Origin of the sequence: Bacillus cereus group sp. BfR-BA-01524 (genome assembly GCF_022662595.1) — a bacterium.
GTDB classification, from domain to species: Bacteria; Bacillota; Bacilli; order Bacillales; family Bacillaceae_G; genus Bacillus_A; species Bacillus_A thuringiensis_S.
Window position 1 is genome coordinate 1 of record NZ_JAKUDW010000036.1, and the last position, 24221, is coordinate 24221.

Here is a 24221-nt window from a genome sequence, read left to right on the forward strand (position 1 = left end):
ACACTGGAAATTCAATAAACGTAAAAAGGGCGAGGAGTTATTCCTCTCCCTTTTTTAACATTTAAATAGAGATTGCATGTTCCATCTATGAAATGGAGATGCTTAATTTATATAGAAACCAGGGGTGACATACTATTTATGACAAAATGGTTTAACGTAGGGAAAATTGTAAATACTCATGGCGTAAGAGGAGAAATCCGTGTTATTTCTCGTACTGATTTTCCAGAAGAGCGATATAAAGTAGGAAACACGCTATACATATCGAATGAGAAAGACACAGACTACCTTCCGGTGAAGGTAACTTCTCATCGCCAACATAAGACATTCGATTTATTAACATTTGAAGGATATAACAATGTAGATGAAGTAGAGAAGTTTAAAGGTTCTTTAATAAAAGTACCAGAAGAGCAGTTAGGCGAACTTGCTGAAGGTGAATACTACTATCACGAAATTATTGGTTGCAGCGTTGTAACGGAAGAAGGAGAAGCGCTAGGGACAATTAAAGAAATTCTCTCTCCTGGTGCAAATGATGTTTGGGTGATTAAACGTCCGAAGGGTCAAGATCTCTTAATTCCTTATATTGATGACGTTGTACTTCAAGTTAATATTGAAAATAAATTAGTAACCATTCATGTAATGGAAGGGTTGCTATAATGAAAATTGATATTTTAACGTTGTTCCCAGACATGTTTACCGGTGTATTTGGATCTTCTATATTAAAGAAGGCACAAGAAAAAGAAGCGGTAAACCTTCGTGTTGTTAACTTTCGTGATTATACAACAAGTAAGCATAATAGCGTAGACGATTATCCTTACGGCGGAGGAGCTGGTATGGTGCTTACTCCTCAGCCTATTTTTGATGCTGTAGAAGATTTGACGAAAGAGACAGAGCGTAAGCCAAGAGTTGTCTTAATGTGTCCGCAGGGCGAAAGATTTACGCAGAAGAAAGCGGAAGAGCTTGCAGAGGAAGAACATTTGATCTTTGTATGTGGGCATTATGAAGGGTATGACGAACGAATTCGTGAGCATCTCGTAACGGATGAGATTTCTATTGGTGACTATGTATTAACGGGCGGAGAATTAGCTTCTATGGTTATTACTGATAGTGTTGTACGTCTCTTGCCAGGCGTGCTAGGAAATCATGCTTCACAAGTAGAGGATTCGTTTAGTACAGGTTTATTAGAGCATCCTCATTATACACGTCCGGCTGATTTTCGTGGTATGAAGGTACCGGATGTATTAATGTCAGGGAATCATAAAAATATTGACGAATGGCGACATAAGGAATCTTTGCGCCGTACGTATACGCGTAGACCTGATTTGTTAGATGAAAGAGATCTATCTAAACAAGAGAAAAAATGGCTTGAGGAAATAAAGCGAGAGCAGTAATAACTTCATATATTTGCTATTGCAACAGGCCTAGTAATATGCTATTATAACATTTGTGCTACTGAAATCAGTAGCCGTATTAACGATGTTCCGCTGTAATTTATTAAGACTTTATAAGAGCATCTGTTTAAAGGAGAGAATTTAATATGCAACAATTAATCGCAGAAATTACAAAAGGCCAATTAAAAACTGACCTTCCTTCATTCCGTCCTGGTGACACTTTACGTGTACACGTAAAAGTTGTTGAGGGAACTCGTGAAAGAATTCAGCTTTTCGAAGGTGTTGTAATTAAACGTCGTGGTGGCGGAATCAGTGAAACATTCACAGTTCGTAAGATTTCTTACGGTGTAGGTGTTGAGCGTACATTCCCAGTTCACACGCCAAGAATCGCGAAAATCGAAGTACTTCGCCGTGGTAAAGTACGTCGTGCTAAGTTATACTACTTACGTAACCTTCGCGGTAAAAAAGCACGTATTAAAGAAATTCGATAAGACATGTATGGGAGCTTGTAAATGCACAAGCTCCCTTTTTCCAATCTATATGAAATTTTGGTATAATACGAACAGCTTACATAACCGTGGAGGGGAAATGCATGAAAAAAGAGAAGAGTTCACTTTGGGAATGGATTAAAGCAATTTTGATTGCTGTTGTATTAGCTGGTGTTATTAGACAGTTTTTCTTTGCGCCAATTCTCGTAGACGGGGTATCGATGGCACCTACTTTACATGATCGTGATCGAATGATTGTGAATAAAATTGGTTATCACATTGGAGATCCAAAACGCTTTGATATTATCGTATTTCGAGCAACAGAAGATAAAGATTACATTAAGCGCATTATAGGCCTGCCAGGCGATGAAATAGAGTATCGTAATGATAAACTGTATGTTAACGGAAAGGCTTATGAGGAGCCGTATTTAGACAAGCAGAAAAAGCAAATTGCTGACGGACCGCTTACATATGATTTTAATCTTGAAGAAATGACAGGCAAGAAAACCGTTCCAAAAGATCAATTATTTGTTTTAGGTGATAATCGTCGTTTTAGTAAAGATAGCCGTTCAATCGGTACGATTTCAATGGATCAAGTAATTGGTAAAGCTAATATGTTATATTGGCCGTTAGAAGACGCACGTATTGTGAAATAAATGAAAAAGAAGGTGGCAACATGGTAATTCAATGGTTTCCAGGGCATATGGCGAAGGCTAGACGCCAAGTAACGGAGAAATTAAAATTAATTGATGTTGTAATTGAACTTGTAGATGCTCGATTACCATTATCATCTCGAAACCCAATGATTGATGAAATCATTACACATAAGCCGAGGCTTGTTGTTTTAAATAAAGCGGATATGGCAGATGACCGTTTAACAAAACAATGGATCGCATATTTTAAAGAAAAAGGCCATATGGCAATTTCGATTAACGCGCAAGCTGGACAAGGTATGAAGGAAATTGCAGCAGCTTGTAAGGTGCTTGTTAAAGAAAAATTTGATAAAATGGTTGCAAAAGGTATTAGACCGAGAGCGATTCGTGCATTAATTGTAGGAATACCAAATGTTGGTAAATCTACATTAATTAATAAATTGGCAAAGAAAAATATTGCTAAAACAGGAGATCGTCCAGGTGTGACAACAGCTCAACAATGGATTAAAGTTGGGAAGGAAATGGAATTGTTAGATACGCCAGGTATTCTGTGGCCTAAATTTGAAGATCAATTAGTGGGTCTTCGCTTAGCGACAACGGGTGCAATTAAAGATTCAATTTTAAATTTACAAGATGTAGCTGTTTACGCATTACGTTTTATGGAGAAACATTATCCAGAACGCTTGAAAGAACGCTATAATTTAAATGAGATTCCAGAAGATATTGTGGAATTATTCGATGCAATTGGAAAAAATAGAGGCTGCTTAATGGGTGGCGGAATGATTGATTATGATAAGACATCTGAGCTTGTACTTCGTGAGCTTCGTGGTGGCAAACTTGGAAAAATGACGTTTGAAACACCGGAAGAGTTTGCAGAGCAAGTAGAAGATGTGGAAAAAATAGAAGAAGTATAAGACGTGCGTTTGTGCGTCTTTTCTTTTTGGATACGTTTAAAAAGGAGCTTGTATATATGCAAAAAATGACGATAAAAGAAGCGGAAAATGTATTGCAAGAAATTATGAATGAAGAAGAAGATCGTTTTCAACTGCTAATGAAAGATGAGCGAAAAGGAGTTCAAAAACTTATTTTGAAGTGGTATAAACAAAAAGAGTTAGAACAGAAAGAAAAAGAGAAGTTTTTTGAAATGTCCAAGTATGAAAATGCTTTGCGTGAAAAAGGGATCACATATATCGCAGGTATTGATGAAGTAGGGCGCGGGCCATTGGCTGGGCCTGTTGTGACGGCGGCTGTCGTACTTCCTGAGGATTTTTATATTCCAGGGTTAAATGACTCGAAAAAGCTGAGTGAAGCGAAACGTGAGCGTTTTTATGATGAAATAAAAGTACAAGCAATTGCAATTGGAGTAGGGATTGTATCACCGCAAGTTATTGATGAAATTAATATTTACCAAGCAACGAAACAAGCGATGTTAGATGCTGTTGCGAATTTATCTTGTACACCCCAACATTTATTAATTGATGCGATGAAGCTTCCTACACCAATTCCGCAAACTTCAATTATTAAAGGTGATGCGAAAAGTGTTTCGATTTCAGCTGCATCCATTATTGCAAAAGTGACGAGAGATCGTATGATGAAAGAACTGGGAGAGAAGCATCCTGAATACGGATTTGAGCAACATATGGGATATGGCACAAAGCAACATTTAGAGGCAATTGAAGTGCATGGAGTATTAGATGAACACCGAAAGTCATTCGCGCCAATTAAAGATATGATTCAAAAATAAGCTGTAAATATACAGCTTATTTTTTATTTTGGCATATAAACATTACTATTTCCGAAAAAGAATAAAGCGATTTCAGTTTTCTGACACTTTATTGTAGACAGCGTGCCAATCATCTTATACAATGGCAATGTAATGTTTTTTAAACATTAAAAAACTTTTCGAGTAAAACAGGAAAACAGGGGAGGATGGGACCATGAATATCCATGAGTACCAAGGTAAGGCAGTCCTTAGAAGCTATGGGGTTAGCGTTCCGAACGGGAAGGTTGCATTTACAGTAGAAGAAGCTGTAGAAGCAGCGAAAGAATTAGGAACAGATGTATGTGTAGTGAAAGCACAAATTCACGCTGGTGGACGCGGCAAAGCTGGCGGAGTAAAAGTTGCAAAAAATTTAGATGAAGTTCGTACATATGCAGAAAGCATTTTAGGAACTACACTTGTGACACATCAAACAGGTCCTGAAGGTAAGGAAGTAAAACGCTTACTTATCGAAGAAGGTTGCGATATTAAAAAAGAATATTATGTAGGTCTAGTTTTAGATCGTGCAACTTCTCAAGTTGTTTTAATGGCTTCTGAAGAAGGCGGAACAGAAATTGAAGAAGTAGCAGAAAAAACACCTGAAAAAATCTTTAAAGAATATATTGATCCGGCAGTAGGTTTACAAGGTTTCCAAGCGCGCCGAATTGCATTTAACATCAATATTCCAAAAGAGCTTGTAGGACAAGCTGTGAAGTTTATGATGGGCTTATACCGTGCGTTTATCGAAAAAGATTGCTCTATCGCTGAGATTAACCCACTTGTTACAACAGGTGAAGGTAAAGTTATGGCATTAGATGCAAAATTAAACTTTGATTCTAATGCGTTATATCGCCATAAAGACATTTTAGAGCTTCGTGATCTTGATGAAGAAGATGCAAAAGAAATTGAAGCTTCAAAATACGACTTAAACTACATTCCTTTAGATGGAAATATCGGTTGTATGGTTAATGGTGCAGGTTTAGCGATGGCTACAATGGATATCATTAAACATTACCACGGTGACCCAGCTAACTTCTTAGATGTTGGTGGCGGTGCAACTGCTGAAAAAGTTACAGAAGCATTCAAAATTATCCTTTCTGACAAAAATGTAAAAGGTATCTTCGTTAACATTTTTGGTGGCATTATGAAGTGTGATGTTATTGCAGAAGGTGTTATTGAAGCAACGAAACAGGTAGGTCTTGAGTTACCTTTAGTTGTACGTCTTGAAGGTACAAACGTAGAACTAGGTAAGAAAATTTTAAATGAGTCTGGCTTAAATATTGTTGCAGCAGAATCTATGGCAGACGGTGCACAAAAAATTGTTTCACTAGTGGGCTAATAGAAAGCGGGGGAGAAAAATGAGCGTATTAGTTAATAAAGATACAAAAGTTATTGTTCAAGGTATTACAGGTTCTCAAGGTTTATTCCATACAAAACAAATGATTGAATACGGTACGAAAATTGTCGGTGGTGTAACGCCAGGTAAAGGTGGCACTGATATTGAAGGTGTACCAGTATTTGATACTGTAGAAGATGCAGTGAAAGCAACAGGCGCAAACGCTTCAGTTGTATACGTTCCACCCGCTTTTGCGGCTGATGCAATTATGGAAGCAGTTGATGCAGAAATTGATTTAGTAGTATGTATTACTGAAGGAATTCCTGTATTAGATATGGTAAACGTAAAGAGGTATATGGCTGGTAAACATACACGTTTACTTGGACCAAACTGCCCAGGTGTTATCACGCCTGATGAATGTAAAATCGGTATTATGCCAGGATACATTCATAAAAAAGGTCATGTAGGTATCGTATCGCGCTCTGGTACATTAACGTATGAAGCTGTACATCAGTTAACACAAGAAGGTATTGGCCAATCTACTGCTGTAGGTATCGGCGGGGACCCTGTTAACGGTACAGACTTTATTGATGCGTTAAAAGCATTTAATGAAGATGAAGAAACACATGCTGTAATTATGATTGGTGAAATCGGTGGTACAGCAGAAGAAGAGGCAGCTGAGTGGGTAAAAGCTAATATGACAAAACCTGTTGTAGGCTTCATTGGTGGTCAAACAGCGCCTGCTGGCAAACGTATGGGCCATGCTGGTGCAATCATTTCTGGCGGTAAAGGAACTGCTGCTGAAAAGATTAAAACAATGGAAGCTTGTGGCATTAAAGTAGCTGAAACTCCAGCAGTTATGGGAGAAACGCTAATCTCTGTTTTAAAAGAAAAAGGTCTATTTGAGACTTGCAAAAACTATTAATCTGTTGAAAGACACCTTCTTGCTTGAGGGTGTCTTTTTACACTTTTTCTGTTTACATAATAAAAATTATGGGTAAGGAGAATTGAGATGAAAAGAGAGCGATTATTACATCTTCATTACTTGCTAGCAGATTATTGGAAAGCGATGGAGAGGCTACTATATGTCGATCCAGAATTAAAGAACATATATACTTTTAACGAAAAACAAATGGAACAATACACTGGAATATCCTCGAAAAAATCTTCAGAATTAGTGAAATTCCTTCAAAGTTCAAATCTTCCGCAATATATATCTTATTTAGAGAAAAATCGTATCTTTTATATAACGATATGGGATGAAATTTATCCGCAATTATTACGTGAAATACAAGACCCTCCCTTCGTTTTATATGGAAAAGGAGAGAAAGATTTTCTGAATAAAGTAAATAAATTGGCAGTTGTTGGAACGAGGCAGCCATCATTATATGGTCATGAGAGTTTGAAATTTATTTTGCACCCTTTATTAGAAAGAAAGTGGGTTATTGTCAGCGGGTTTGTAAAAGGGATAGATACAATGTCCCATGAGGTTACAGTAAGGCAGTATTGCCCGACTATTGCGATATTAGGACATGGATTATCTTTTATGTATCCGAAAGAAAATAGGCATTTATATGAAACGTGGAAGGAATATATATTGTTATTGACAGAGTATCCACCGCACTATGCACCGAAAAAGTGGTATTTTCCAAAAAGGAACCGGATTATTAGTGGCATAAGTAAAGGTGTTTTAGTTGTAGAAGCGAAATCGAGAAGTGGAACCCTTATTACTGCAGACCTTGCGTTAGAGCAAAATAGAGAGGTGTTTGCGCTCCCTGGACCTATATTTATAGAGGGGGCATCGGGAACGAATCATCTTATTCAACAAGGGGCAAAACTAGTAAGAAATGCAGAAGATATCTTTGAAGAGATTTTAAATTAACCTTATATTTTTATGTTTTTATTAAACAATTATTGACAAATGGTAGATTGGCGCTGTATGGTATATTCATTCTTGATTGACAAAAACAAGAGAAATCAATAAGATTAATGAAGACTTGAATCCACCTCTTAAGGAGGCACTAGCATGTCAGATTACCTCGTAATCGTGGAGTCGCCTTCTAAGGCGAAGACCATTGAGAAATATTTAGGGAAAAAATACAAAGTTGTCGCGTCTATGGGACATGTTCGCGATTTGCCAAAAAGTCAAATGGGGATAGAAGTAAAGAACAACTTCACCCCGAAGTATATTACCATTCGTGGTAAAGGTCCCGTCTTAAAAGATTTAAAATCAGCGGCGAAAAAAGCAAAGAAAGTTTATCTCGCGGCCGATCCAGACCGCGAAGGGGAAGCGATTGCTTGGCATTTAGCGAATACGTTAAATGTGGACGTTGAATCAGATTGTCGGGTTGTGTTTAATGAGATTACGAAAGATGCAATCAAAGAATCATTTAAACATCCTCGCGCAATTAATATGGATTTAGTAGATGCACAACAAGCAAGACGCATACTTGATCGTCTTGTTGGTTACAATATTAGTCCTTTATTATGGAAGAAAGTAAAAAAAGGATTAAGTGCAGGGCGTGTACAATCTGTAGCAGTTCGTTTAATCATCGAACGTGAAAAGGAAATTCAAAGCTTTGAACCTGAAGAATTCTGGACAATTAAAACAGAATTTGTAAAAGGAAAAGACACATTTGAAGCAAGTTTTTACGGTGTAGATGGTGAAAAAGTTCAATTAACGAATGAAACGCAAGTGAATGAAATAATTGAACAGATGAAAGACAATGCGTTTTCAGTTGAAAATGTAACGCGCAAAGAGCGAAAACGTAATCCTGCATTACCGTTTACAACATCTTCCTTGCAACAAGAAGCAGCACGTAAGTTAAATATGCGAGCAAAGAAAACGATGATGCTTGCACAGCAATTGTATGAAGGGATAGATCTTGGAAAACAAGGAACTGTAGGTCTTATTACGTATATGAGAACTGATTCAACACGTATCTCAGAAACAGCTCAAACAGAGGCTCGTACTTACATCACTGAAGCGTATGGTACGGAATACATAGGAACAGAAAAGAAGAAAGAAACGAAAAAGTCAAATGCACAAGATGCGCATGAGGCAATTCGTCCTACTTCGGTAATGAGAAAGCCAGAGGAACTAAAAAGTTTCTTAAGTCGTGATCAACTTCGATTATATAAATTGATTTGGGAGCGATTTGTTGCAAGTCAAATGGCGTCTGCTATAATGGATACTGTGACAGCGAGACTCATTAATAATAATGTTCAGTTCCGTGCAAGTGGATCGGTTGTAAAGTTCCCAGGATTTATGAAAGTGTATGTAGAGTCAAAAGATGATGGTGCGGAAGAAAAGGATAAGATGTTGCCACCGTTAGAAGTGGGAGAAACGGTATTTTCAAAAGATATAGAGCCGAAACAACACTATACTCAACCACCGCCGCGTTATACAGAGGCTCGTTTAGTAAGAACGCTTGAAGAACTTGGAATTGGAAGACCGTCGACTTATGTACCTACACTTGAAACGATTCAAAAGCGTGGGTATGTAAGCTTAGATAATAAACGCTTCGTTCCGACTGAACTTGGTGAAATAGTAATTGAACTTATTTTAGAATTTTTCCCGGAAATTATTAACATTGAATTTACTGCCAATATGGAGCAAAGCCTTGATGAAGTGGAAGAAGGAAATGCCAATTGGGTGAAAATTGTTGATGATTTCTACGTAGGATTTGAACCGCGCTTAGAAAAAGCGGAAAAAGAAATGCGTGAAGTGGAAATTAAAGATGAGCCAGCTGGGGAAGACTGTGAATTATGCGGACATCCAATGGTCTTTAAAATGGGTAAATACGGGAAGTTTATGGCTTGTTCGAATTTCCCAGATTGTCGTAATACAAAACCGATTGTGAAAGAAATCGGTGTAACTTGTCCGAAATGTGAAGAAGGGCAAATTATTGAGCGTCGTAGTAACAAAAAGAAACGTCTTTTCTATGGATGTGGTACGTATCCAGAATGTGACTTTGTATCTTGGGATAAGCCGATTGGTCGTAAATGTCCGAAGTGTGAAGGCATGCTTGTAGAGAAGAAGTTGAAAAAAGGCGTGCAAGTACAATGTATTTCGTGCGATTATGAAGAAGAACAACAAATGTGAGCGTAACTGCTCACATTTTTTTCGGGAAGAAAAGGAAAGGTGATATATATGACAACACAAGTAGTAAACGTCATTGGCGCAGGTCTTGCAGGAAGTGAAGCAGCTTACCAAATTGCAAAACGTGGTGTCCAAGTAAAATTATATGAAATGAGACCAGTAAGGCAAACGCCAGCTCATCATACAGATAAATTTGCTGAATTAGTGTGCAGTAACTCATTACGTGCAAACACATTAACAAATGCTGTTGGAGTTATTAAAGAAGAAATGCGTTTGATGGATTCTGTCATTATTCGTGCAGCTGATGAGTGCTCTGTACCAGCTGGAGGAGCTTTAGCGGTTGACCGTCATGAATTCGCAGCTAAAGTGACTGAATACGTAAAGAATCATCCGAATGTAACTGTAGTGAATGAAGAGCTTACTGAAATTCCAGAAGGACCAACAATTATTGCAACAGGTCCACTTACATCTCCTGATCTTGCTGCGCAATTAAAAGAACTAACAGGTGAAGATTATTTCTATTTCTACGATGCAGCAGCGCCAATCGTTGAAAAAGACAGCATTGATATGAACAAAGTATATTTAAAGTCTCGCTATGATAAAGGGGAAGCGGCATATTTAAACTGTCCGATGACAGAAGAAGAATTTGATCGTTTTTATGAGGCTTTAATTGCCGCTGAGACAGTGCCTTTAAAAGAGTTTGAAAAAGAAATTTTCTTTGAGGGTTGTATGCCGGTAGAAGTTATGGCAAGTAGAGGGAGACAGACGCTAGTATTTGGACCTATGAAACCTGTTGGATTAGAAGATCCAAAAACAGGGAAAACGCCATATGCTGTTGTTCAGTTACGTCAAGATGATGCAGCGGGAACTTTATACAATATCGTAGGTTTCCAAACGCATTTAAAGTGGGGACCACAAAAAGAAGTGCTACAGTTAATTCCGGGATTGGAAAATGCAGAGATTGTACGTTATGGTGTAATGCATCGTAATACGTTTATTAATTCACCTAATTTGCTTCGTCCAACATATCAATATAAACAACGTGATGATTTATTCTTCGCTGGTCAAATGACTGGAGTAGAGGGATATGTTGAATCAGCAGCATCAGGATTATTAGCAGGAATTAATGCTGCACGTCTTGTGCAAGGTGAAGAGCCGATTGTGTTACCGCCAGTAACTGCAATGGGTAGCATGGCAAATTACATTACGGCAACGAATGCTAAAAACTTCCAACCGATGAATGCGAACTTCGGTCTATTTGCACCGTTAGAGAAGAAACTCAAAAAGAAAGCAGAACGAAATGAAGCATACGCAGCACGTGCTTTAGAAACGATTCAAAATTTTGTAAATATTTAGTTAAATTTCTTGCAAAGGCTACTAAGTTGTGATACGATTTAGTAGCCTTTATTGAGGTGAATTGTGTGAATGTGAAGAAATTGTTACAATTATTCGTTGGATATTTACAAATTGAAAGAAATTATTCAAAATATACAATTGCAAGTTATCAAAATGATTTAGAACATTTTGTGCAATTTATGGAGCGAGAAAGCATATCCTCTTTTTTAGACGTTACATACGCGGATGTTCGTTTGTACTTAACGACGTTGCACGATGAAAAGTTAGCCCGTAAATCTGTCGCAAGAAAAGTATCAAGCTTACGAAGTTTATATCGTTTTTTGATGCGTGAAGGTTATCGGAAGGATAATCCGTTTGCACTTGCGTCACTCCCCAAAAAAGAATTGTCAATCCCAAAGTTTTTATATGCTGAAGAGTTAGAAGAATTATTCGAAGTTTCTGACACGGGAACGCCACTCGGTCAAAGGAATCAAGCTTTATTAGAGTTGATGTATGCGACTGGGATCCGTGTGAGTGAATGTGTCAATTTACAACTTACCGATATTGACTTTGCGGTGGGAACAATTTTAGTAATGGGAAAAGGAAAAAAACAAAGATATATTCCGTTCGGAAGCTATGCACAAGATTCTTTAATTACCTATATAGAAAATGGGAGAAAACAGTTAGTTAATAAGACTGAAGAAGACTCTCATATGGTATTTTTAAATGCGAAAGGTACGCCGCTAACAAGTCGTGGAGTTCGTTATGTTTTAAACGAACTCATTAAAAAGGCTTCACTGACAATGCGGATAAGTCCCCATATGTTAAGGCATACATTTGCTACACATATGTTAGATGAAGGGGCGGATTTACGTACTGTACAGGAGCTATTAGGCCATGAGAATTTGTCGACGACACAAATTTATACGCATGTCTCTAAAGAAAGATTGCGTTCTGTTTACATGAAGCATCACCCGCGGGCATAAATTGCTTTAAAAGCTATAAAAACAAATAAAGGAGTTTTTTCTATGGGGAATTTCCACGCTACAACGATATTTGCAGTTCATCATAATGGAGAATGTGCAATGGCTGGAGATGGCCAGGTGACAATGGGAAATGCTGTTGTAATGAAACATACAGCTCGTAAAGTTCGCAGGCTTTTCCAAGGTAAAGTTTTAGCTGGTTTTGCAGGTTCAGTTGCTGATGCATTTACTCTTTTTGAAATGTTTGAAGGAAAATTAGAAGAGTATAATGGCAACTTGCAGCGTGCTGCTGTTGAAATGGCAAAACAATGGCGTGGCGATAAAATGTTACGTCAGCTAGAAGCGATGCTCATTGTCATGGATAAAACAACTATGCTCCTTGTTTCAGGTACAGGAGAAGTGATTGAACCGGATGATGGTATTTTAGCAATTGGATCTGGTGGGAATTATGCACTTTCTGCAGGTCGTGCTTTAAAGCAATATGCAAGTGAACACTTAACAGCGAAACAAATTGCGAAAGCGAGTTTAGAGATTGCTGGCGATATTTGTGTTTACACGAATCACAACATAATTGTTGAAGAATTGTAGAATCGTAAGGGAGGCATTTTATATGCATTTACATTTTACTCCGCGCCAAATTGTGGAAAAATTAGATCAATACATCATCGGCCAAAAAGACGCAAAGAAAGCGGTTGCTGTAGCGTTGAGAAATCGATACCGTCGCAGTAAATTGGCTGAAAATTTACGTGATGAAATAGCACCTAAGAACATTTTGATGATTGGACCGACAGGTGTTGGGAAAACAGAGGTAGCACGACGAATGGCGAAACTCGTTGGAGCACCTTTTATTAAGGTTGAGGCTACAAAATTCACAGAAGTTGGATATGTGGGTAGAGATGTAGAGTCGATGGTACGTGACCTCGTAGAAACATCTGTTCGCATCGTAAAAGAAGAAATGGTAGTGAAAGTTCAAGATAAAGCAGAAGAGCAAGCGAATCAACGTCTTGTTGAAATTTTAGTACCGAGTCCGGAGAAGCAATCTGGATTTAAAAATCCATTAGAGATGCTTTTTGGTGGTGCTCAAAATTCGAGTCAAACGTCTGATACACAAGAAGATGGTGAAATCGAAAAGAAACGTCAAGATGTGGAGAGAAAGCTTGCTGCAGGGCTTCTTGAAGACGAAATTGTATCGATTGAAGTGACCGAGCAACAGTCTTCTATGTTTGATATGTTACAAGGAACTGGCATGGAGCAAATGGGAATGAATTTCCAAGATGCATTAGGAAGTTTTATGCCGAAAAAAACGAAAAAACGTAAACTTTCTGTAAAAGAAGCAAGAAAACTCTTGACAAATGAAGAGGCACAGCGCTTAATTGATATGGATGAAGTTACACAAGAGGCTGTTTATCGTGCTGAACAGCTCGGGATTATTTTTATCGATGAAATTGACAAAATTGCTGGTAAGCAGTCGAATAGCGTAGATGTATCACGTGAAGGTGTGCAACGTGACATTTTGCCAATTGTAGAAGGGTCGAATGTTGCGACAAAATACGGATCAGTAAAAACGGATTATATTTTATTCGTTGCAGCTGGAGCGTTCCATATGTCTAAACCGTCGGATTTAATTCCGGAATTGCAAGGGAGATTTCCGATTCGAGTAGAGTTAACAAAATTATCAACAGATGATTTTGTTAAAATATTAATCGAGCCTGACAATGCGTTAATCAAACAATATATGGCATTATTAGCGACTGAAGGTATAGAAATTGAATTTTCAGACGAAGCTATTCGTAAGATTGCTGAGATTGCTTATCAAGTTAATCAGGATACAGATAATATTGGAGCAAGAAGACTTCATACGATTATGGAGAAGCTCCTTGAAGATTTATCGTTTGAAGCATCTGAAATTACGTTAGAAAAAATAACGATAACACCTCAATACGTTGAGGAGAAATTAGCAACAATTGCTAAAAATAAAGATGTGAGCCAGTTTATTTTGTAATAGTGTCATCAGGTGACTCGCCCTAGTTTCCAAGTGATGAAAAAATATGTAAGTAACATGTAGGAGGAACTTTTGAAATGGAATTATTAGCAAAAACGAGAAAATTAAATGCGTTATTACAGAGCGCTGCAGGGAAGCCTGTAAACTTTAGAGAAATGTCTGACACAATGTGTGAAGTAATTGAAGCAAACGTGTTCGTTGTAAGTCGTCGTGGTAAATTACTAGGTTATGCAATTCACCAACAAATCGAAAATGAGCGTATGAAACAAATGCTTGCAGAGCGTCAGTTCCCGGAAGAATATACACAAAGCTTATTCAACATTACAGAAACATCTTCAAATTTAGATGTGAACAGTGCTTATACAGCATTCCCGGTAGAAAACAGAGAATTATTTGGTCAAGGTTTAACTACAATCGTACCAATCGTTGGTGGCGGTGAGCGTCTAGGTACATTAGTATTAGCTCGTCTTGGTCAAGAGTTCTTAGATGATGATTTAATCCTTGCTGAGTACAGCTCAACTGTTGTAGGTATGGAAATCTTACGTGAAAAAGCAGAAGAAATCGAAGAGGAAGCACGTAGTAAAGCTGTTGTTCAAATGGCGATCAGCTCATTATCTTACAGTGAGTTAGAAGCAATTGAGCACATCTTCGAAGAATTAAATGGAACAGAAGGTTTACTTGTTGCAAGTAAAATCGCTGATCGTGTAGGAATTACTCGTTCTGTAATCGTAAATGCACTACGTAAATTAGAAAGTGCTGGTGTTATTGAGTCTCGCTCTTTAGGTATGAAAGGAACATACATTAAAGTGTTAAACGACAAGTTTCTACAGGAACTTGCTAAATTAAAAACAAACTAATTTATAAAAAACTCTCCTCGATCGAGGAGAGTTTTTTTTGTGCAATGGATTGATGGCGCTTGTGAAAAGTGCCATAAGCGTGGTTTCTGGGAAAACTATTAATTGTGTTTTACTTTTTTGCTTAAAAGAAATGAAGGTTGGTAATACTAGAATTCGAGTATGAACAAAGAAAGTTTTACATTGTTCGCATTTTCGACTTGATTGTAATATTTCAGTATGATATAGTAAGCAGTGGTGTCAGTACAAAGTACACACGTTTACTGATTTAAGTGTTGGTGCTACGTTTGTAGTTTCGCTTAGAGATGAAGTAAACGGAGGATATCAAAAACCATTTAGGAGGAACTATATTATGTCAGTAATTTCTATGAAGCAATTGCTTGAAGCTGGTGTTCATTTCGGACATCAAACTCGTCGTTGGAACCCAAAAATGAAGCGTTACATTTTCACAGAGCGTAACGGTATCTACATCATCGACTTACAAAAAACTGTGAAAAAAGTTGAGGAAGCTTACAGAACGATGCGTGACATCGCTGCTGAAGGTGGAGACATCTTATTCGTAGGTACTAAAAAACAAGCACAAGAAGCTATTAAAGAAGAAGCAACTCGTGCTGGTATGTACTTCGTTAACCAACGTTGGTTAGGTGGAACTTTAACAAACTTCCAAACAATCCAAAAGCGTATCAAGCGTCTTAAAGACATCGAAAGAATGCAAGAAGATGGTACTTTCGAAGTACTTCCTAAGAAAGAAGTTGTTCAACTTAAAAAAGAGTTAGAGCGTCTTGAGAAATTCTTAGGCGGTATTAAAGATATGAAAGGTCTTCCAAGTGCATTATTCGTAGTAGACCCTCGTAAAGAGCGTATTGCAGTTGCTGAAGCGCGCAAATTACACATTCCAATCATCGGTATCGTTGATACAAACTGTGATCCAGACGAAATCGATCACGTTATCCCAGCAAACGATGATGCAATTCGTGCTGTAAAACTTCTTACATCTAAAATGGCAGACGCGATCCTTGAAGCAAAACAAGGTGAAGAAACTGTTACTGCGTAACAAAGTTGGAAAGGTGATAAGGGGTTCGGCCTTTTATCACCTTTTTTAAGGTATAAACACCTTTATAAAAGGTATAAATACATATTTTAGGAGGATGAAAAATATGGCAATCACTGCTCAAATGGTAAAAGAATTACGTGAAAAAACTGGCGCAGGTATGATGGACTGCAAAAAAGCTTTAACAGAAACTAACGGCGACATGGAGAAGGCAATTGACTTCTTACGCGAAAAAGGTATTGCGAAAGCTGCTAAAAAAGCAGACCGCATTGCTGCTGAAGGTTTAACTTTCATCGAAACAAACGGTAACGACGCTTTAATCTTAGAATTAAACTCTGAAACTGATTTCGTTGCGAAAAACGAAGGTTTCCAAACACTAATTAAAGAATTAGCTGCTCACTTATTAACTAACAAACCAGCTAACGTTGAAGAAGCTATGGCTCAAACAATGGAAAACGGTAAAAACGTTGAAGAGCACATCAACGAAGCAATCGCTAAAATTGGTGAAAAACTTACACTTCGTCGTTTCGAAATCGTATCAAAAACTGATGCAGATGCATTCGGCGCTTACCTACACATGGGTGGACGCATTGGTGTATTAACAGTTCTTGAAGGTTCTACTGATGAAGCTGCTGCTAAAGATGTTGCAATGCACATCGCTGCAGTTAACCCTAAATACATCGACCGCGATGCTGTAACAGCTGAAGAAGTTGAGCATGAGCGTCAAGTATTAACACAACAAGCATTAAACGAAGGCAAGCCTGAAAAAATCGTTGCAAAAATGGTTGAAGGCCGTCTAGGCAAATTCTTCGAAGAGATTTGCTTACTTGACCAAGCATTCGTTAAAAACCCTGATATGAAAGTTCGTCAGTTCGTTGAGTCTAAAGGCGGAACATTAAAAGGATTCGTTCGCTACGCTGTTGGTGAAGGTATCGAAAAACGCGAAGACAACTTTGCTGAAGAAGTAATGAACCAAGTAAAAGGTAGTAACTAATACAGATTAGGGAACACATTGTGTTCCCTTTTTTAAAATAAAGATGTAAGCAATTGGAGGTTCATTATGAGTAAACCGAAATATAATCGTGTCGTTTTAAAGCTAAGTGGAGAAGCTTTAGCTGGAGAGCAAGGATTTGGAATTAATCCAACTGTTATTAAGTCAGTTGCAGAACAAGTGAAAGAAATTGCAGAACTTGATGTAGAGGTTGCTGTTGTTGTTGGTGGCGGTAACATTTGGCGTGGAAAAATTGGAAGTGAAATGGGCATGGATCGTGCAGGAGCAGATTACATGGGCATGTTAGCTACAGTTATGAATTCATTAGCTCTTCAAGATAGCTTGGAGAATATTGGAATCCAAACTCGTGTACAAACTTCAATTGAGATGCGTCAAGTGGCAGAGCCTTACATTCGCCGTAAAGCAGTTCGTCACTTAGAGAAAAAACGTGTTGTTATCTTTGCAGCAGGTACAGGTAATCCATACTTCTCAACAGATACAACAGCAGCATTACGTGCAGCGGAAATCGAAGCAGACGTTATTTTAATGGCGAAAAATAATGTGGATGGCGTATATAGCGCAGATCCATCTATTGACCCAACAGCTACGAAATACGAAACGCTTACTTACTTAGATGTATTAAAAGAAGGTTTAGGTGTAATGGATTCTACAGCTTCTTCTCTATGTATGGATAATGATATTCCATTAATTGTATTCTCAGTTATGGAAAAAGGTAATATTAAACGTGCCGTTTTAGGCGAAAATATTGGAACAGTTGTAAGGGGGAAATAAATATGGGACAACAAGTATTGAAATCTTCAAATGAAAAAATGGAAAAAGCAGTTGCTGCTTATTCTCGTGAACTAGCAACAGTTCGCGCTGGTCGTGCAAGCTCGTCTGTATTAGATAAGGTACAAGTTGATTACTATGGTGCACCAACACCAGTTGTGCAATTAGCGAACATTACAGTTCCAGAAGCACGTTTACTTGTAATTCAACCTTATGATAAAACTTCTATCGGTGATATCGAAAAAGCAATTTTAAAAGCAGATTTAGGCTTAAACCCTTCTAATGATGGAACTGTAATTCGTATTGCATTCCCTGCATTAACAGAAGAGCGTCGTCGTGATCTTGTTAAAGTTGTGAAAAAATATGCTGAAGAAGCAAAAGTAGCTGTTCGTAACGTACGTCGTGACGGAAATGATGATCTTAAGAAGCTTGAAAAAGCTGGCGAGATTACAGAAGATGATTTAAGAGGATATACTGAAGATATCCAAAAAGAAACAGATAAATATATTGCAAAAGTTGACGAAATCGCAAAAAACAAAGAAAAAGAAATCATGGAAGTGTAATAGCGATAACTTCGCAAATATGACCCTCTTCTTAAGGGGGTCTTTTTACACTTTTAGGCATACGTCTGCTTGTTGGAGGGTATGAATGATGTTTAAAAACTTTCCTTTTTTTAAAGGTAAAAAGGACACATCGTTTGATCATCTCGTTGAAGAAGTGAAAAAAGGATATATCCCAGAACATATTGCCATCATTATGGATGGGAATGGAAGATGGGCAAAGAGGAGAGCAATGCCTCGTATTGCGGGACATCATGAAGGTATGCAAGTTGTAAAGAAAATTACAAAATTTGCAAGTAAACTTAATGTGAAAGTGTTAACTCTTTATGCTTTTTCAACTGAGAACTGGAAAAGACCGAAAAAGGAAGTTGATTATTTAATGAAGCTTCCAGAAGAATTTCTAGGTACATTTTTACCAGAATTGATTGAAGAAAACGTACAAGTCCGAGTAATAGGGCAAAAAGATCGTCTTCCTACGCATACACGCAGAGCGATGGAGAAAGCCATGGAAGATACGAAAGAGAATACGGGATTAATTCTTAATTTCGCGTTAAACTATGGAAGTCGAGATGAAATCGTTTCTGCTGTGCAACATATGATGAAAGATAATGAGGAAGGAAAAATTCGTTCTGAAGAGGTAAGTGAAGAAATGCTTTCCTCCTACTTAATGACGAGTTCTTTACCCGATCCAGAGTTGTTAATCCGAACAAGCGGAGAGCTACGTATTAGTAATTTCATGTTATGGCAAATTGCATATTCGGAGTTTTGGTTTACAGATGTATATTGGCCAGACTTCAAAGAAGAACATTTGCTAAATGCGATTACTGACTTTCAACATAGAGGGCGCAGATTCGGAGGCGTGTAGAAAGAGAGGGTTTGGTAGTGAAACAGAGAATTATTACTGGAGTGGTTGCTGCCGCGCTATTCATTCCCATCGTAATATACGGTGGCGTGCCTTTTACGGTTTTAGTGTATGCACTTGCTTCTATAGGTTTATATGAATTAATTCGTATGAATAAGCTTACGCTTATTTCAGTACCGACAGTTTTAGCTGCAGTATTATTGTGGATTCTTTTAATTCCAAGTAGTGCATCAGAACTGTTTACATGGATTGGATTAGGTAAATTGGAAATCACATTTGTGATTGTTTTATTACTTTTATCATATACAGTCCTTTCTAAGAATACATTTACTTTTGATAATGCTTCATTTTTACTAATGGCAACGACATATGTGGCAATGGGATTCTTATATTTAAATGAAACGAGAATATTAGGAATTAAATATGTGTTTTGTGCATTATTTGTTATATGGGCTACTGATTCAGGCGCATATTTCGTAGGGAAAGCATTGGGCAAGAGAAAATTGTGGCCAGAAATTAGTCCAAATAAAACGATTGAAGGTTCATTAGGCGGCATCGTTTGTGGAATTATTGTGGCACTTGTTTACAACGTGTTCTTCCCAGTCGAATCGAATGTAGTAATTTTAATTGTGCTGACAATTATCATTTCTATTTTTGGACAAATTGGTGATTTAGTACAATCTGCTTTTAAACGTCATTATGGCGTAAAGGATTCAGGTACAATTTTACCTGGGCATGGTGGTATATTAGATCGAACAGATAGTTGGTTATTCGTTTTACCAATTCTCTACTTCTTATTACAATACAATTAATAAATGAACGAGGGGTTGGAGTCATGAAAAACATTAGTTTATTAGGTGCAAGCGGATCAATTGGTACACAAACTTTAGATGTATTACGCTCGCACCCAGACCAATTCCGTCTCGTTGCTTTTTCTGTAGGGAAAAATATTGACTACGCAGTAAAGGTAATTCAAGAATTTTCTCCGCAAATCGTCTCTGTGCAAAGAGAGGAAGATGTTTTAAAATTACAAGCTGTTTCTGGTAATACAAAAATTGTATATGGTAGTGAAGGACTTTTAGAAGTAGCATTACATCCAGATGCGGAGATTGTAGTAAATGCTGTTGTAGGTAGCGTAGGGTTGTTACCGACACTTCGTGCGATTGAGGCGAAAAAAACAATTGGAATTGCAAATAAAGAAACGTTAGTAACTGCAGGACATCTTGTAATGGAAGCAGCACGAAAACATAATGTTTCGTTACTTCCAGTAGATAGTGAACATTCGGCTATTTTTCAATGCTTGAATGGTGAAAATGAAAAAAGAATTTCTCGTCTTATTATAACGGCTTCTGGTGGAAGTTTCCGTGATAAAACGAGAGATGAATTGCATCATGTGACCGTAGAAGATGCGCTTCGACATCCAAACTGGTCAATGGGTTCGAAAATTACAATTGATTCTGCTACAATGATGAATAAGGGACTAGAAGTAATTGAAGCACATTGGCTTTTTGGTATCCCTTATGAGCAAATCGATGTTGTTTTACATAAAGAAAGTATTATCCATTCTATGGTTGAATTTGAAGATCGTAGTGTAATGGCGCAGCTTGGTTCACCTGATATGCGAGTACCAATTCAATACGCACTTACATATCCTGATAGATTGCCTCTTTCAGACACAAAACAGTTAAACTTATGGGAAATAGGGACGTTGCATTTTAAGAAAATGGACCAAGAACGATTCCGTTGTTTACGTTTTGCGTATGAAGCTGGAAAAGCAGGTGGAAGTATGCCAGCTGTAATGAACGCAGCAAATGAAGTAGCTGTTGAAGCTTTTTTACAAAAGAGAATTGGTTTCTTAACAGTGGAAGACCTCATTGAAAAAGCAATGAACCATCACAATGTCATTGCACGTCCGAGCTTAGAGGAAATTCTGGAAATTGATGCAGCCACAAGACGGTTTGTGATGGAACAAATTTAGCAAAGGTGGTTATGGAATTGAATACAGCGATTGCCTTTATATTAATTTTCGGTGCACTCGTATTTTTCCATGAGCTAGGGCATCTATATTTCGCGAAAAGAGCAGGCATTTTATGCCGCGAGTTTGCGATTGGTTTTGGTCCGAAAATATTCTCATTTGAAAAGAATGAAACGGTGTATACGATTCGATTACTGCCTCTTGGTGGCTATGTAAGAATGGCTGGCGAGGATGCAGATACAGTGGAGTTAAAGCCAGGGAAAAAGGTTGGCCTTGTGCTAAATGAAAAAGACGAAGCTGTGAAATTAGTTTTTGATGGATATGAAAAATATCCAAATGTTCGTGTTATTGAAGTCGAACAAGCTGATTTAGAGCATAATCTAACGATTTCAGGCTATGAAGAGTATGAGGAAGAGCTTCAAACATTCCGAGTGAATGAAAAGGCTCGTATCATTACTGCTGGAGAAGAAATCCAAATTGCTCCGTATAACAGGCAATTTGGTTCTAAAAAATTGGGTCAACGCGCTTTAACAATCTTTGCGGGTCCTGCAATGAACTTCATTTTAGCATTTGTTATTTTTGTGATTCTTGGATTTGTACAAGGGGTTCCTATTGACAAACCAATGGTCGGAAAAGTGATGGATAATAGTGCAGCACAGCAAGCTGGCCTGAAAGAGAATGATACAATTCAAGCGATTGATGGGAAAAACACAAGTACATGGAAAGATGTTGTTAATATTGTACGTGAAAACCCGAATAAAGAAATTACGTTACAAGTAAAGCGTGATAATGAACAGTTTAATGTGAAAGTAACGCCAACACTTGATAAAGAAGGAAAAGACGAAGTTGGTAGAATTGGTGTTTATTCTCCTGTAGAGAAAACAGTAATGGGTTCTATTAAATCAGGATTTGAACAAACGTACCAATGGACGAAACTAATTTTTGAATCTCTTGTGAAATTAGTAACTGGTCAATTTTCTATTAATGAGTTGTCAGGTCCAGTAGGAATTTATAATCTAACAGATCAAGTTGTAGATTATGGATTTACGCGTGTACTAAGTTTAGCGGCAGTTCTAAGCATTAATCTTGGTTTATTTAATTTATTACCAGTTCCTGCTTTAGATGGTGGCCGTTTATTCTTCTTCTTAATTGAAGCGTTACGAGGGAAACCAATTGACCGTCAAAAAGAAGGAATGGTTCATTTTATTGGTTTTGCATTATTAATGTTATTAATGTTAGTTGTAACATGGAATGACATTCGTAAGTTTTTCTTGTAAAATAGAATGAAACTAATAATGAAATAGAGCTCGTAGAATAAAATCCCTCACCTAATTCGAGGTGAGGGGTTTTACTGCGTGTAAGAGTAAAATGAAGAGGTGCAAATAAATGAAACAAAGTATGGTATTCAGTCCTACATTACGTGAAGTTCCAGCTGATGCTGAAATTAAGAGTCATCAATTATTACTTCGCGCAGGTTTTATGCGTCAAAATGCTTCTGGTATTTATAGTTTTCTACCATTTGGATTAAAAGTATTACACAAAGTAGAACGTATCGTTCGAGAAGAAATGGAGCGTGCAGGAGCTGTAGAATTATTAATGCCAGCTATGCAAGCTGCAGAATTATGGCAAGAATCAGGTCGTTGGTATTCATACGGATCTGAATTAATGCGTATGAAAGATCGTAACGCTCGTGAATTCGCATTAGGAGCGACACATGAGGAAGTAATTACGGATCTTGTGCGTGATGAAGTGAAATCATATAAAAAATTACCGTTAACATTATATCAAATTCAAACAAAATTCCGTGATGAGCAAAGACCTCGTTTCGGTTTATTACGTGGAAGAGAGTTTCTAATGAAAGATGCATACTCTTTCCATGCTACACAAGAGAGCTTAGATGAAGTATACGATCGCTTATATAAAGCATACTCTAACATTTTTGCTCGTTGTGGCTTGAATTTCCGTGCAGTTATTGCTGATTCTGGAGCAATGGGCGGAAAAGATACACATGAATTTATGGTATTATCTGATGTTGGTGAAGATACAATTGCATACTCTGACACATCTGATTATGCAGCAAACATCGAAATGGCTCCTGTTGTAGATACGTATACGAAGAGTGACGAAGCAGAAAAAGCTCTTGAAAAAGTAGCAACACCAGACCAAAAAGCAATCGAAGAAGTATCTGCATTCTTAAACATTGCAGCTGACAAGTGCATTAAGTCTATGGTATTTAAAGTAGATGAGAAATTAGTAGTTGTACTTGTTCGTGGTGATCACGAAGTAAACGATGTGAAAGTGAAAAATGTATACGGCGCTTCAGTTGTTGAGCTTGCTTCTCATGAAGAAGTAAAAGAATTATTAAATTGTGAAATTGGTTCATTAGGACCGATTGGTGTAACAGGTGATATTGAAATTATTGCTGATCACGCTGTAGCATCAATTGTTAACGGATGTTCAGGAGCGAACGAAGAAGGATTCCATTATGTAAATGTAAATCCAGAACGTGACTTTAAAGTAAGTCAATATACAGATTTACGCTTCATTCAAGAAGGAGACCAATCTCCAGATGGGAACGGAACAATTCTTTTCGCACGCGGAATTGAAGTTGGTCATGTATTCAAATTAGGAACTCGTTATAGTGAAGCAATGAACGCAACATTCCTAGATGAAAACGGAAAAACACAACCACTTATTATGGGTTGTTACGGTATCGGTGTATCTCGTACAGTGGCAGCAATTGCAGAGCAGTTTAACGATGAGAACGGCTTAGTTTGGCCAAAAGCTGTAGCACCGTTCCATGTGCATGTAATTCCAGTAAATATGAAATCTGATGCACAACGTGAAATGGGTAAAAATATCTACAACTCATTACAAGAACAAGGCTATGAAGTGTTATTAGACGATCGTGCAGAACGTGCAGGTGTTAAGTTTGCAGATGCAGATTTATTCGGTCTTCCAGTTCGCGTTACAGTTGGTAAAAAAGCAGACGAAGGTATTGTAGAAGTGAAAGTACGTGCTACAGGTGAGTCTGAAGAAGTAAAAGTAGAAGAACTTCAAACATATATTGCAAATATTTTAAAATAAGAAGAG

At 37.6% G+C, this 24221-nt stretch carries 24 protein-coding genes; all 24 read left to right on the plus strand.

Translation table 11 applies throughout. From position 1 onward, the window contains the following. Nucleotides 1-138: 138 nt before the first annotated feature. A complete protein-coding gene (rimM, locus tag MR170_RS14840) occupies nt 139-654 on the plus strand; it encodes a ribosome maturation factor RimM (protein ID WP_000170272.1) in 516 nt (171 codons plus the stop codon). After that, a complete protein-coding gene (gene trmD / locus MR170_RS14845; RefSeq protein WP_016080524.1) occupies nt 654-1388 on the plus strand; it encodes a tRNA (guanosine(37)-N1)-methyltransferase TrmD in 735 nt (244 codons plus the stop codon). Before rimM ends, trmD begins: the two co-directional genes overlap by 1 nt. Before the next feature lie 146 nt (nt 1389-1534). After that, on the plus strand, nt 1535-1879 hold the full coding sequence (rplS, locus tag MR170_RS14850; protein ID WP_001186516.1) for a 50S ribosomal protein L19: 345 nt from the start codon (nt 1535-1537) through the stop codon (nt 1877-1879). A gap of 101 nt (nt 1880-1980) precedes the next feature. Next, nucleotides 1981-2532, plus strand: a complete 552-nt coding sequence (gene lepB / locus MR170_RS14855) for a signal peptidase I (RefSeq protein WP_000711853.1) — start codon at nt 1981-1983, stop codon at nt 2530-2532. 20 nt (nt 2533-2552) lie between these two features. After that, nucleotides 2553-3443, plus strand: coding sequence for a ribosome biogenesis GTPase YlqF (gene ylqF / locus MR170_RS14860; RefSeq protein WP_000236702.1), 891 nt, complete (start codon nt 2553-2555; stop codon nt 3441-3443). Nucleotides 3444-3499: 56 nt separating this feature from the next. Then, nucleotides 3500-4273, plus strand: a complete 774-nt coding sequence (locus tag MR170_RS14865) for a ribonuclease HII (RefSeq protein WP_029443116.1) — start codon at nt 3500-3502, stop codon at nt 4271-4273. A gap of 193 nt (nt 4274-4466) precedes the next feature. Then, complete coding sequence (gene sucC, locus MR170_RS14870; protein WP_001020790.1) at nt 4467-5627, plus strand: ADP-forming succinate--CoA ligase subunit beta; 1161 nt, start codon at nt 4467-4469, stop codon at nt 5625-5627. Between the two features lie 19 nt (nt 5628-5646). Next, the gene (sucD, locus tag MR170_RS14875; protein WP_000115178.1) at nt 5647-6549 is read left to right on the plus strand and encodes a succinate--CoA ligase subunit alpha; all 903 of its coding nucleotides are present in this window, start codon (nt 5647-5649) and stop codon (nt 6547-6549) included. An 87-nt stretch (nt 6550-6636) separates the two neighbouring features. Then, a complete protein-coding gene (gene dprA / locus MR170_RS14880; protein ID WP_242308555.1) occupies nt 6637-7506 on the plus strand; it encodes a DNA-processing protein DprA in 870 nt (289 codons plus the stop codon). Between the two features lie 144 nt (nt 7507-7650). Then, a complete protein-coding gene (gene topA, locus MR170_RS14885) occupies nt 7651-9729 on the plus strand; it encodes a type I DNA topoisomerase (RefSeq protein ID WP_016080527.1) in 2079 nt (692 codons plus the stop codon). A 48-nt stretch (nt 9730-9777) separates the two neighbouring features. Continuing rightward, on the plus strand, nt 9778-11082 hold the full coding sequence (gene trmFO, locus MR170_RS14890) for an FADH(2)-oxidizing methylenetetrahydrofolate--tRNA-(uracil(54)-C(5))-methyltransferase TrmFO (RefSeq protein ID WP_016080528.1): 1305 nt from the start codon (nt 9778-9780) through the stop codon (nt 11080-11082). Nucleotides 11083-11147: 65 nt separating this feature from the next. Then, nucleotides 11148-12047: a tyrosine recombinase XerC gene (gene xerC, locus MR170_RS14895; RefSeq protein WP_016080529.1), complete on the plus strand. Its 900-nt coding sequence runs from the start codon at nt 11148-11150 to the stop codon at nt 12045-12047. A gap of 42 nt (nt 12048-12089) precedes the next feature. Beyond that, nucleotides 12090-12632, plus strand: a complete 543-nt coding sequence (gene hslV / locus MR170_RS14900) for an ATP-dependent protease proteolytic subunit HslV (RefSeq protein ID WP_000526274.1) — start codon at nt 12090-12092, stop codon at nt 12630-12632. Between the two features lie 22 nt (nt 12633-12654). After that, nucleotides 12655-14046 (plus strand): ATP-dependent protease ATPase subunit HslU, encoded by a 1392-nt coding sequence (gene hslU, locus MR170_RS14905; RefSeq protein WP_000550084.1) that lies wholly within the window; start codon nt 12655-12657, stop codon nt 14044-14046. A gap of 77 nt (nt 14047-14123) precedes the next feature. Further along, nucleotides 14124-14903, plus strand: a complete 780-nt coding sequence (gene codY / locus MR170_RS14910; RefSeq protein ID WP_000421290.1) for a GTP-sensing pleiotropic transcriptional regulator CodY — start codon at nt 14124-14126, stop codon at nt 14901-14903. A gap of 349 nt (nt 14904-15252) precedes the next feature. Then, a complete protein-coding gene (gene rpsB / locus MR170_RS14915) occupies nt 15253-15954 on the plus strand; it encodes a 30S ribosomal protein S2 (protein ID WP_000111485.1) in 702 nt (233 codons plus the stop codon). Nucleotides 15955-16057: 103 nt separating this feature from the next. Further along, entirely contained in the window at nt 16058-16945 is an 888-nt protein-coding gene (gene tsf, locus MR170_RS14920) for a translation elongation factor Ts (RefSeq protein WP_016080531.1), read from the plus strand. Nucleotides 16946-17011: 66 nt separating this feature from the next. After that, nucleotides 17012-17734 (plus strand): UMP kinase, encoded by a 723-nt coding sequence (pyrH, locus tag MR170_RS14925; RefSeq protein WP_000042669.1) that lies wholly within the window; start codon nt 17012-17014, stop codon nt 17732-17734. 2 nt (nt 17735-17736) lie between these two features. Beyond that, nucleotides 17737-18294 (plus strand): ribosome recycling factor, encoded by a 558-nt coding sequence (gene frr, locus MR170_RS14930; protein ID WP_000531505.1) that lies wholly within the window; start codon nt 17737-17739, stop codon nt 18292-18294. Nucleotides 18295-18379: 85 nt separating this feature from the next. Further along, a complete protein-coding gene (gene uppS / locus MR170_RS14935; RefSeq protein ID WP_000971296.1) occupies nt 18380-19156 on the plus strand; it encodes an isoprenyl transferase in 777 nt (258 codons plus the stop codon). A gap of 17 nt (nt 19157-19173) precedes the next feature. Then, complete coding sequence (gene cdsA / locus MR170_RS14940) at nt 19174-19965, plus strand: phosphatidate cytidylyltransferase (protein WP_000813592.1); 792 nt, start codon at nt 19174-19176, stop codon at nt 19963-19965. A gap of 23 nt (nt 19966-19988) precedes the next feature. Further along, nucleotides 19989-21131: a 1-deoxy-D-xylulose-5-phosphate reductoisomerase gene (gene dxr, locus MR170_RS14945; RefSeq protein ID WP_242308556.1), complete on the plus strand. Its 1143-nt coding sequence runs from the start codon at nt 19989-19991 to the stop codon at nt 21129-21131. A gap of 17 nt (nt 21132-21148) precedes the next feature. Further along, nucleotides 21149-22405, plus strand: coding sequence for an RIP metalloprotease RseP (gene rseP / locus MR170_RS14950; RefSeq protein WP_016080533.1), 1257 nt, complete (start codon nt 21149-21151; stop codon nt 22403-22405). A gap of 109 nt (nt 22406-22514) precedes the next feature. Continuing rightward, entirely contained in the window at nt 22515-24215 is a 1701-nt protein-coding gene (locus tag MR170_RS14955) for a proline--tRNA ligase (RefSeq protein WP_242308557.1), read from the plus strand. The last annotated feature ends 6 nt before the right edge of the window (nt 24216-24221 follow it).

What these genes read in the sequence shown, in the direction of transcription:
- hslU (WP_000550084.1), top strand. Translation starts at nt 12,655, where the DNA reads ATGCATTTACATTTTACTCCGCGCCAAATTGTGGAAAAATTAGATCAA.
- rplS (WP_001186516.1), top strand. Translation starts at nt 1,535, where the DNA reads ATGCAACAATTAATCGCAGAAATTACAAAAGGCCAATTAAAAACTGAC.
- pyrH (WP_000042669.1), top strand. Translation starts at nt 17,012, where the DNA reads ATGAGTAAACCGAAATATAATCGTGTCGTTTTAAAGCTAAGTGGAGAA.
- rpsB (WP_000111485.1), top strand. Translation starts at nt 15,253, where the DNA reads ATGTCAGTAATTTCTATGAAGCAATTGCTTGAAGCTGGTGTTCATTTC.
- sucC (WP_001020790.1), top strand. Translation starts at nt 4,467, where the DNA reads ATGAATATCCATGAGTACCAAGGTAAGGCAGTCCTTAGAAGCTATGGG.
- ylqF (WP_000236702.1), top strand. Translation starts at nt 2,553, where the DNA reads ATGGTAATTCAATGGTTTCCAGGGCATATGGCGAAGGCTAGACGCCAA.
- hslV (WP_000526274.1), top strand. Translation starts at nt 12,090, where the DNA reads ATGGGGAATTTCCACGCTACAACGATATTTGCAGTTCATCATAATGGA.
- MR170_RS14955 (WP_242308557.1), top strand. Translation starts at nt 22,515, where the DNA reads ATGAAACAAAGTATGGTATTCAGTCCTACATTACGTGAAGTTCCAGCT.
- MR170_RS14865 (WP_029443116.1), top strand. Translation starts at nt 3,500, where the DNA reads ATGCAAAAAATGACGATAAAAGAAGCGGAAAATGTATTGCAAGAAATT.
- dxr (WP_242308556.1), top strand. Translation starts at nt 19,989, where the DNA reads ATGAAAAACATTAGTTTATTAGGTGCAAGCGGATCAATTGGTACACAA.
- codY (WP_000421290.1), top strand. Translation starts at nt 14,124, where the DNA reads ATGGAATTATTAGCAAAAACGAGAAAATTAAATGCGTTATTACAGAGC.
- topA (WP_016080527.1), top strand. Translation starts at nt 7,651, where the DNA reads ATGTCAGATTACCTCGTAATCGTGGAGTCGCCTTCTAAGGCGAAGACC.
- lepB (WP_000711853.1), top strand. Translation starts at nt 1,981, where the DNA reads ATGAAAAAAGAGAAGAGTTCACTTTGGGAATGGATTAAAGCAATTTTG.
- rimM (WP_000170272.1), top strand. Translation starts at nt 139, where the DNA reads ATGACAAAATGGTTTAACGTAGGGAAAATTGTAAATACTCATGGCGTA.
- sucD (WP_000115178.1), top strand. Translation starts at nt 5,647, where the DNA reads ATGAGCGTATTAGTTAATAAAGATACAAAAGTTATTGTTCAAGGTATT.
- trmD (WP_016080524.1), top strand. Translation starts at nt 654, where the DNA reads ATGAAAATTGATATTTTAACGTTGTTCCCAGACATGTTTACCGGTGTA.
- uppS (WP_000971296.1), top strand. Translation starts at nt 18,380, where the DNA reads ATGATGTTTAAAAACTTTCCTTTTTTTAAAGGTAAAAAGGACACATCG.
- frr (WP_000531505.1), top strand. Translation starts at nt 17,737, where the DNA reads ATGGGACAACAAGTATTGAAATCTTCAAATGAAAAAATGGAAAAAGCA.
- dprA (WP_242308555.1), top strand. Translation starts at nt 6,637, where the DNA reads ATGAAAAGAGAGCGATTATTACATCTTCATTACTTGCTAGCAGATTAT.
- tsf (WP_016080531.1), top strand. Translation starts at nt 16,058, where the DNA reads ATGGCAATCACTGCTCAAATGGTAAAAGAATTACGTGAAAAAACTGGC.
- trmFO (WP_016080528.1), top strand. Translation starts at nt 9,778, where the DNA reads ATGACAACACAAGTAGTAAACGTCATTGGCGCAGGTCTTGCAGGAAGT.